Below are 9,039 nucleotides of genomic sequence, written 5' to 3'. Positions count from 1 at the left end.
GTGATAAATCACCAACTCATCTTTGGCGACATCAACACCCACGATCGGCTTTGCGACAGAAACCGGCATTGCCATTGAAAATCCTCCGGGCTAAGGTTTGAACACTTGAAGGGTTCACCCAGAGGCGCAGGCTTGTTCCTATCGTCGGTCTAGGCCAGATGCATTCTTTATCGGCGCTTGGGTGAAAGGAGGAGGGGTGAAATCTCCCACGGTCTGTACTGCGGCTAACAGTCAGAATCGAGCTTTGTCCCTCCTCCCCCCTTCAAGTCCTACCATACAAGCGAGCTTGCTCGCGATGAAAGCGACACGGTCCAAGACCTTAAACCGGCTTGGCCCCCATCAACCCCGCAATGGCGACAAAGCAGACAACACTGAACAGCGCCAGGGCAAAGGTGAACTTCCCGCTGCCTCCCTGCGCCTTGCGCAATGTGTTCAGCCGCACCACCAGCCAGAACCCCGCCAGCGCCGCCAAGGTGTAGAGCACGCTGGAAGCCAGCAGCCAGGTCTGGCCCAGTGGCCAGCCGACTTGATGAACCATCCACCAGCCGGTGAAGGGCAGGCTCGCCAGTGCCAGGATCATCACCAGCCAGATGAACAGTCGCGGCCGTTGCAGCGTGCGCGCGGCCGCCGTGGCATCGCCGTTGCGTCGCGTGCGCCAGACCCAGGCGGCCAGCCCCAGGGCGCCTGCCAACAGCAACACCGTGGCGACGACGTGAGCGATTTTCAGCGCGGTTAACGTTTCCATCGTTCGATTTCCTTATGGCTTGCTCAACAGCTTAGCCTCTGTAGGGTTCACCCCAGGAACAGCTGATACGCCGGGTTGTCACTTTCATCCCAGTACGGATAGCCGATTTCTTCCAGGGCGGCGGGGACCAGGTGGCGTTCATCGTGAGGCACTTGCAGCCCCGCGACCACGCGACCGTCCGCCGCGCCATGGTTGCGGTAGTGGAACATCGAGATATTCCAGCGCCCACCCAGCTTGTTGAGGAAGTTGAACAGCGCGCCCGGGCGCTCCGGGAATTCGAAGCGCAGCACCACTTCATCGATGACATGGGCCGCATGGCCGCCGACCATGTGGCGGATATGCAACTTGGCCAGCTCATTGTCGGTCAGGTCCAGCACCGGGAAGCCTTGTTCGGTCAGGCTGGCGATCAGCGCGCTGCGCGGGTCGTTTTCCGGGTGGGTCTGCACGCCGACGAAAATGTGCGCTTCACTGCCGGTGTTGTAGCGATAGTTGAATTCGGTGATCTGGCGCTTGCCGACGGCTTCGCAGAACGCCTTGAAGCTGCCCGGCTTCTCGGGGATGGTCACGGCGATGATCGCTTCGCGGCCTTCGCCCAGCTCGGCGCGCTCGGCGACGTGGCGCAAGCGGTCGAAGTTGACGTTGGCACCGGAGTCGATGGCCACCAGGGTCTGGCCGCCGATGCCCCGTGACTCGACGTATTTCTTGATCCCGGCCACGCCCAGGGCGCCGGCAGGTTCGGTGATCGAGCGGGTATCGTCGTAGATATCCTTGATGGCGGCGCAGATCTCGTCGGTACTGACAGTGATCACTTCGTCCACATGATGCTTGCAGATATCAAAGGTGTGCTGGCCGATCTGCGCCACGGCAACGCCGTCGGCGAACAGCCCCACGGTCGGTAGCACCACGCGCTCGCCCGCGGCCATGGCCGCTTGCAGGCAATTGGAGTCGTCCGGTTCGACGCCGATGATCTTGATGTCCGGGCGCAGGTATTTCACGTAGGCCGCGATCCCGGCAATCAGTCCGCCACCGCCCACCGGGACGAAAATCGCATCCAGGCGCCCAGGGTGCTGGCGCAGGATCTCCATCGCCACCGTGCCCTGCCCGGCAATGGTGTGGGGGTCGTCATACGGGTGGATGTAGACGTAGCCCTTTTCGTCCACCAGTTTCAGCGAGTAGGCCAGGGCTTCGGGGAACGAGTCGCCGTGCAGCACCACTTTGCCGCCACGGGAGCGCACGCCTTCGACCTTGATTTCCGGCGTGGTCTTGGGCATCACGATGGTCGCCTTGACCCCCAGCACCTTGGCCGCCAGGGCCAGGCCCTGGGCGTGGTTGCCCGCCGAAGCCGTGACCACGCCGCGGGCGCGTTCTTCGTCGCTGAGCTGGGTCAGCTTGTTGTAGGCCCCGCGAATCTTGAACGAGAACACCGGCTGCAAGTCTTCACGCTTGAGCAAGATGCTGTTGCCCAGCCGCTCGGAGAGCTGGCGAGCGGTCTGCAGCGGGGTTTCTACGGCAACGTCGTAAACGCGCGAGGTGAGGATCTTTTTGACGTACTGTTCAAGCATCGGAAAGCATCACTGAGCGGGTTGGGCAGGACCAGGGAGTCTAACCCGGCTTTTGGCCGGGCGACCACAGGGATCTGTGTTCAATCAGGCGATGACCGAGGCCCTTGCGGCGCCTATAATGCCGGCCTTTCGTTCCCTCTCGGCACCTTCGGAGCCCGCATGACCCAGGATCAACTCAAACAGGCCGTGGCCCAGGCCGCCGTCGACCTCATCCTTCCGAAACTGGATGACAAGAGCGTCGTCGGGGTCGGCACCGGCTCCACGGCCAATTGCTTCATCGATGCGCTGGCGCAACACAAGGGCGCGTTCGATGGCGCGGTCGCCAGCTCCGAAGCGACTGCCGCGCGCCTCAAGGGCCACGGGATCCCGGTATACGAGCTCAACACCGTCAGCGACCTGGAGTTCTACATCGACGGCGCCGACGAAAGCGACGCGCACCTGAACCTGATCAAGGGCGGCGGCGCGGCCTTGACTCGCGAAAAGATCGTCGCGGCAGTGGCCAAGACCTTCATCTGCATCGCCGATGCCAGCAAACTGGTGCCCGTGCTCGGCGCATTCCCATTGCCGGTGGAAGTCATTCCCATGGCCCGCAGCCACGTGGCCCGGCAACTGGTGAAGCTGGGCGGCGACCCGGTGTACCGCGAAGGCGTGCTCACCGATAACGGCAATATCATCCTGGATGTGCACAACCTGCAGATCACCAACCCGGTGGCGCTGGAAAGCCAGATCAACGCCATCGTTGGCGTGGTCACCAATGGTTTGTTCGCGGCGCGTCCGGCGGATGTGCTGTTGCTGGGAACCGCTGAAGGGGTGAAGACCCTGCGGGCTGAGTAAGCTGGCGAAATAGCTCTTTTGAGTGAAGCAGTCCCTGTGGGAGCGAGCTTGCTCGCGATAGCGGTCTATCCGACACATTGATGTTGGCTGACACATCGCCATCGCGAGCAAGCTCGCTCCCACATTAGGTTTTGTGGTGCATCAGGGCTGTGGCTTCTTGAACACATAGAACAGATTCGGCTCGCTCACCAGGTACAGGTTGCCATCGTCGTCCATGGCCAGGCCTTCGGCCTGGGGCACGGTTTTTTGCAGGCCCTGGCTACCCTTGCTCAACGACAGCGTGCTCAACGGCCGGCCGTCGATATCCAATTCGATAATCAGCCGCGATTCATCGGACAGCGCCAGCAAGTGGCCGCTGCGTTCATCGTATTGCAGGCTTGAAAGGTCGCGCACGAACAGCCCGGCATCGCGCTTGGGGTTGTTGATCACATGGATCGCGTAGGACTTTTCCGGATTGTGGTGGGGAAACCCATGCACTTCATAAATCAGCATCGGGTCGCGTTCCTTGGCCACGAACAGGCGTTTGCCCACCGAATCGTAGGCCAGCCCTTCGAACCCCTTGTTGCCGCTCATGTGTACGCCGAGGGTCATTTGCTCGGCGTCGGCGGCGTCGAGGAATTGGGTGTTGTCCTCCAGGTGAATCTTGATCAGGCGCTGCTGGCGTTCGTCAGTGATGACGTAAGTGTCTTCGCTGATGAATTCAACCGCCTCCGGATCGCCAAAGCCGATCAGGGCGATGCGCCGCAAAATCTTGCCGTCCAGCGACAGTTCGATCAGCTCGGCATTTTTATTGGTCACGGTAAACAGGCTCTTGCGGACCGGATCGAACGTCAGCGCGGAAACGTTATCGTTCAGGCCGTCGATCACCTGCGCCTCCACCGTGACCCGGTATCGGTCCAGGGCGATGGTCTCTTCGCTGGTGGGTTTCCAATAGGTGTTGAGGTTGAACCAGGCGCGCTCGAACAGGCGCAGGTGTTGACCGACGGCGATCAGGAGGATCAGCGACAGCGTCAGTAATATCAGGATCAAGGGTTTGGGACGGGCGAGTCGACGCATGTTGGGGTGGGCTCGGATGAGAACAGGTGGGTGGAAATACCACGGTTGCCTGAACTGAAACTTAATGGCGGTGTGCCACACCCTACAACGAAAGGGAACTTATCCTACAGAGTTAGCGCTGTCAGCGCTGCTTTTCGAAACGATAGAACAGATTCGGTTCGCTGACCACGTACAGGTTGCCGGCGTCGTCGACGGTGACGCCTTCGGCGCGCGGGATCGTGTCCTTCAGGCCGTTGAAGCCCCCCAGCAAGGTCATGAAGCTGACTTGCTCGCCTTTTTCGTCCAGTTCCAGCAGCAGGTGGGAGTCGGCCGAAAGCACCAGTGTATGGCCGGTGCGTGGGTCGATCGCCAATGCCGAGAGGTTGCGCAGGTCCAGTTCATTGCTGACGTGGATCTGCTTGTCGCCCTTGAGCAGTTGGCTGCCGTCGCTTTTCCAGGTGAACAAGGCTGGGGGGCGTTCTTCGCCGAGCACCAGTTGCTGGTTGCGCGGGTCCCAGGCGATGGCTTCGAACCCTTTGTTCTGGTTCTGCGAGGCGCCCAGGTCATAGTGAGGAAAGTCAGTGCTGTTCAGTTCGCGGGTGTTGGCGTCCACCTGGACGATCGACAGCATGTGATTGCGCTCGTCGGTAATCGCCAACAGGCCATTGGTCATGCACGTCACGCCTTCAGGGTTGTTCCAGCCCACCAAAGGCATCTTGCGCAGCACGTCGCCCTGCAGGGTCAGTTCCACCAGGAACGGGTTCTTGCCCATGACCGCGAACAGGGTCTTGGTCTGTGGGTTGTAGGCCACATCGGACGCCTCGTCCTTCTCCATGCCCGGTAGCGGCTTGGCGTCGATCACGGCGTGGTAGTCCGGCAACCAGATGCTTTCCTGGCGCTGGGCCGGGCTCTGGAAGTGCTCCGATAGCCAAAGCAGGCCGCGGTCGTCCCAATGCATCGCAACCGCCAGGCCATAGGCTGCGCCCACCGCCAGCAGCGACCAGGCATACCAGGGCAGGGCGAAGCGCGAACGGCGGACAGGTTTGGCGACAGGCAGTGCTTGGGTTTTGGCCATCGGGAAATGCGTTCCAGAAAATTCGGCTAGGGGAGTGGCTGGCTCAGATGCCGCATTCCCCGGAATTATCCGGATGGCATGTGAAAAAAACGGTAAATGATCGCAGATGCGCCATACATACCTGTGGGAGCGAGCTTGCTCGCGATGAGGCCATCACCTTCAACGTCGAATGTTGGCTGACACACCGCTATCGCGAGCAAGCTCGCTCCCACACGGGGGGCAAAGGTTGGCCGTTAGCGAACGCTGCTTTCGAAGCGGCTCGTCCCTGGCAGTTCCAGGATCAGCTCATCGCCCGCGTTCAGCGGCCCGACGCCCGCCGGAGTGCCGGTAAGAATCACGTCGCCGGCCTGCAGCGAGAAGCAACCGGCCATGTATTGGATCATCGGCACGATGGGGTTGAGCATCAGGCTGCTGTTGCCGTCCTGGCGCACTTCACCGTTGATGGTCAGGCGCACGGGAATGTCGGTCAGGTCGGCAAACGTGGCGTTCGAAACAAATGGGGCAATCACCGCCGCGCCGTCAAAGGACTTGGCAACCTCCCAAGGCAGGCCCTTGGCCTTGAGCTCGGCCTGTTTGTCCCGCAGGGTCAGGTCCAGGGCCGGGGCGAAGCCGGAGATCGCGTCCAGTACTTCTTCAGCGCTGGGCTTGGTGGACAGCGGCTTGCCGATCAGTACGGCGATTTCCGCCTCATAGTGCACCGAGCCACGGTCGGCGGGAATGCTGAAGCCGCCCTCCAGTGGCACCACACAACTGCCCGGCTTGATGAACAGCAAGGGTTCGGTGGGTACCGGGTTGTCCAGTTCCTTTGCATGTTCGGCGTAGTTACGGCCAATGCACACCACTTTCCCCACCGGGAAATGAATACGTGTACCGTCGACATACTGGTGCTGATAGCTCATTACCGACTCCTGCTTCTGGGGTTCATCAGGTGTTTTAGGTATCAAATCGCGAAAATCTTGCCCGGGTTCATGATGCCGTTCGGGTCGAAGACAGCCTTCACGGCTTTCATGTATTCGATTTCTACCGGCGAACGACTATAGGTCAGGTAGTCGCGCTTGGTCATGCCCACGCCGTGTTCGGCGGAAATCGAGCCGTTGTACTTCTCGACGGTTTCAAAGACCCATTTGTTCACGGTCGCGCACTTGGCGAAGAACTCGTCCTTGCCGAGGTTTTCCGGCTTGAGGATGTTCAAGTGCAGGTTGCCGTCGCCAATGTGACCGAACCAGACGATTTCGAAATCCGGGTAGTGTTCGCCGACGATCGCGTCGATCTCCCGCAAGAAGGCCGGGACTTTCGAGACAGTCACCGAAATGTCGTTCTTGTAGGGCGTCCAGTGGGAAATGGTTTCGGAGATGTACTCGCGCAATTTCCACAGGTTCTGCAGTTGGGTTTCGCTCTGGCTCATCACGCCATCCAGTACCCAGCCTTGTTCCACGCAGTGCTCGAAGGTCTCCAGGGCGTGGTTGGCGACCTCTTCGGTGGTGGCTTCGAATTCCAGCAGGGCGTAGAACGGGCAGTCGGTTTCGAACGGCGCCGGAACGTCACCACGACCGAGGACCTTGGCCAGGGCCTTGTCGGAGAAGAATTCGAAGGCGGTCAGGTCCAGCTTGCCTTGGAAAGCGTGCAGCACCGGCATGATCGAGTCGAAGTCCGGGGTGCCGAGCACCATGGCGGTGAGGTTTTTCGGCGCACGGTCCAGGCGCATGGTGGCCTCGACCACGAAGCCCAGGGTGCCCTCTGCGCCGATGAACAGTTGTCGCAAGTCGTAGCCGGTGGCGTTCTTGATCAGGTCCTTGTTCAGCTCCAGCAGGTCGCCCTTGCCGGTGACGACCTTCATGCCCGCCACCCAGTTGCGGGTCATGCCGTAGCGAATGACCTTGATACCGCCGGCATTGGTGCCGATATTGCCGCCAATCTGGCTGGAACCTGCCGAGGCGAAGTCCACCGGGTAGTACAGGCCATGTTCCTCAGCCTTGTTCTGCAGCTGTTCGGTGACCACGCCGGGCTGGCACACGGCAGTACGGTCGGTCAGGTTCACGTCGAGAATCTGGTTCATGTAGTCGAACGACACCACCACTTCGCCATTGGCGGCCACGGCCGCGGCGGACAGCCCGGTACGCCCGCCCGATGGCACCAGCGCGACCTTGTGCGCGTTGGCCCAGCGCACGATGGCCTGGACCTGCTCGGTGGTCTTGGGAAAGACGATGGCGGTCGGCGCCGGGGCGAAATGCTTGGTCCAATCCTTGCCGTAAGCGTTCAGGGAGTCGGCATCGGTCAAGACCTTGCCAGGCTCAACCAGGGTCTTCAGCTCATCTATCACGGCAGGATGGGTCATCGATAGAACTCTCGAACAATTCATGGTCATCCTGAGAACGCTTCACGTCGCAGGAATGAGTGTTTAGCGGGGTGCGTATGCTAGCATACCGACCCCGCAGCGTAGTGCCCAACGGCTGTTCTGCGGCGACGGCTGTCACGCCGGTCGGGCCAGCATGCGCTGTCCGATTCCCTGCCATTTTTCTCCGGGACACAGGTTTACGCAGATGAGCAAGACTTCTCTCGATAAGAGCAAGATCAAGTTCCTTCTTCTCGAAGGCGTCCACCAATCGGCTGTCGACGTCCTCAAGTCGGCGGGCTACACCAGCATCGAGTACATCACCAGTTCTCTGCCGGAAGCCCAGCTCAAGGAAAAGATCGCCGATGCTCACTTCATCGGCATTCGCTCCCGTACTCAACTGACCGAAGAGATCTTCGACCACGCCAAGAAACTGGTGGCGGTCGGCTGCTTCTGCATCGGCACCAACCAGGTTGACCTCAACGCGGCTCGCGAGCGCGGTATCGCGGTGTTCAACGCGCCGTACTCCAACACCCGCTCCGTCGCCGAACTGGTACTGGCCGAAGCGATCCTGCTGCTGCGCGGCATCCCGGAGAAGAACGCTTCCTGCCACCGTGGTGGTTGGATCAAGAGCGCGGCCAACTCCTTCGAAATCCGCGGCAAGAAGCTGGGTATCGTCGGCTACGGCTCGATCGGCACGCAGTTGTCGGTACTGGCTGAAGGCCTGGGCATGCAAGTGTTCTTCTACGACACCGTGACCAAGTTGCCCCTGGGCAACGCCACCCAGGTCAACGACTTGCACGAGCTGCTGGGCATGTCCGACATCGTGACCCTGCACGTGCCGGAAACCGCCGCCACCCAGTGGATGATCGGTGAGAAGGAAATCCGTGCCATCAAGAAGGGCGGGATCCTGATCAACGCCGCGCGTGGCACCGTGGTCAAGCTCGACGCCCTGGCCGAAGCGATCAAGGACAAGCACCTGATCGGCGCGGCCATCGACGTGTTCCCGGTGGAGCCACGCTCCAACGACGACGTCTTCGAAAGCCCGCTGCGTGGCCTGGACAACGTGATCCTGACCCCGCACATCGGTGGTTCCACCGCTGAAGCCCAAGCCAACATCGGCCTGGAAGTGGCGGAGAAGCTGGTCAAGTACAGCGACAACGGTACGTCGGTATCGTCGGTGAACTTCCCGGAAGTGGCCTTGCCGGCACACCCTGGCAAGCATCGCCTGCTGCACATCCACGAGAACATCCCGGGTGTGATGAGCGAGATCAACAAGGTCTTCGCCGAAAACGGCATCAACATTTCCGGTCAGTTCCTGCAGACCAACGAGAAAGTCGGCTACGTCGTAATCGACGTCGACGCCGAATACTCGGACCTGGCGCAAGAGAAGCTGCAGCACATCAATGGCACGATTCGTTGCCGCGTGTTGTTCTAAGGCGCAGTATCCAGCCGC

The 9,039-nt window shown here is 60.7% G+C and carries 8 protein-coding genes; 2 read left to right on the top strand and 6 right to left on the bottom strand.

The window, feature by feature from the left end; translation table 11 throughout:
• Nucleotides 1-319: 319 nt before the first annotated feature.
• Both BM321_RS13955 and ilvA read right to left on the bottom strand, forming a co-directional pair.
• Nucleotides 320-745 (bottom strand): DUF2269 family protein, encoded by a 426-nt coding sequence (locus BM321_RS13955; protein ID WP_092442874.1) that lies wholly within the window; start codon nt 743-745, stop codon nt 320-322.
• 47 nt (nt 746-792) lie between these two features.
• Nucleotides 793-2,307, bottom strand: coding sequence for a threonine ammonia-lyase, biosynthetic (gene ilvA / locus BM321_RS13950; protein WP_092201326.1), 1,515 nt, complete (start codon nt 2,305-2,307; stop codon nt 793-795).
• Between the two features lie 159 nt (nt 2,308-2,466).
• On the opposite strand from ilvA, the gene rpiA reads away from it, so the two are divergent.
• Nucleotides 2,467-3,141, top strand: coding sequence for a ribose-5-phosphate isomerase RpiA (gene rpiA / locus BM321_RS13945; protein WP_092201324.1), 675 nt, complete (start codon nt 2,467-2,469; stop codon nt 3,139-3,141).
• A 141-nt stretch (nt 3,142-3,282) separates the two neighbouring features.
• Here the strand turns inward: rpiA and BM321_RS13940 are convergent, their stop codons facing one another.
• From BM321_RS13940 to BM321_RS13925, 4 genes are all read right to left on the bottom strand, one after another.
• Entirely contained in the window at nt 3,283-4,197 is a 915-nt protein-coding gene (locus tag BM321_RS13940) for an SdiA-regulated domain-containing protein (RefSeq protein ID WP_092442873.1), read from the bottom strand.
• 121 nt (nt 4,198-4,318) lie between these two features.
• Nucleotides 4,319-5,251: an SdiA-regulated domain-containing protein gene (locus BM321_RS13935; protein ID WP_092442872.1), complete on the bottom strand. Its 933-nt coding sequence runs from the start codon at nt 5,249-5,251 to the stop codon at nt 4,319-4,321.
• 233 nt (nt 5,252-5,484) lie between these two features.
• Nucleotides 5,485-6,150: a fumarylacetoacetate hydrolase family protein gene (locus BM321_RS13930; protein WP_060739697.1), complete on the bottom strand. Its 666-nt coding sequence runs from the start codon at nt 6,148-6,150 to the stop codon at nt 5,485-5,487.
• Nucleotides 6,151-6,191: 41 nt separating this feature from the next.
• The gene (locus tag BM321_RS13925) at nt 6,192-7,586 is read right to left on the bottom strand and encodes an FAD-binding oxidoreductase (protein ID WP_092442871.1); all 1,395 of its coding nucleotides are present in this window, start codon (nt 7,584-7,586) and stop codon (nt 6,192-6,194) included.
• A gap of 205 nt (nt 7,587-7,791) precedes the next feature.
• Here BM321_RS13925 and serA point away from each other — a divergent pair, with 205 nt between their 5' ends.
• A complete protein-coding gene (gene serA, locus BM321_RS13915; protein ID WP_092442870.1) occupies nt 7,792-9,021 on the top strand; it encodes a phosphoglycerate dehydrogenase in 1,230 nt (409 codons plus the stop codon).
• Nucleotides 9,022-9,039 lie beyond the last annotated feature (18 nt).

The organism is Pseudomonas sp. NFIX10, from assembly GCF_900111955.1.
Classification (GTDB): Bacteria; Pseudomonadota; Gammaproteobacteria; order Pseudomonadales; family Pseudomonadaceae; genus Aquipseudomonas; species Aquipseudomonas fluorescens_AA.
This window is presented reverse-complemented; position numbering and strand designations above follow the sequence as displayed.

Coding starts and splice junctions, on each gene's coding strand:
- BM321_RS13955 (WP_092442874.1), bottom strand. CDS start 745: ATGGAAACGTTAACCGCGCTGAAAATCGCTCACGTCGTCGCCACGGTG.
- ilvA (WP_092201326.1), bottom strand. CDS start 2,307: ATGCTTGAACAGTACGTCAAAAAGATCCTCACCTCGCGCGTTTACGAC.
- rpiA (WP_092201324.1), top strand. CDS start 2,467: ATGACCCAGGATCAACTCAAACAGGCCGTGGCCCAGGCCGCCGTCGAC.
- BM321_RS13940 (WP_092442873.1), bottom strand. CDS start 4,197: ATGCGTCGACTCGCCCGTCCCAAACCCTTGATCCTGATATTACTGACG.
- BM321_RS13935 (WP_092442872.1), bottom strand. CDS start 5,251: ATGGCCAAAACCCAAGCACTGCCTGTCGCCAAACCTGTCCGCCGTTCG.
- BM321_RS13930 (WP_060739697.1), bottom strand. CDS start 6,150: ATGAGCTATCAGCACCAGTATGTCGACGGTACACGTATTCATTTCCCG.
- BM321_RS13925 (WP_092442871.1), bottom strand. CDS start 7,586: ATGACCCATCCTGCCGTGATAGATGAGCTGAAGACCCTGGTTGAGCCT.
- serA (WP_092442870.1), top strand. CDS start 7,792: ATGAGCAAGACTTCTCTCGATAAGAGCAAGATCAAGTTCCTTCTTCTC.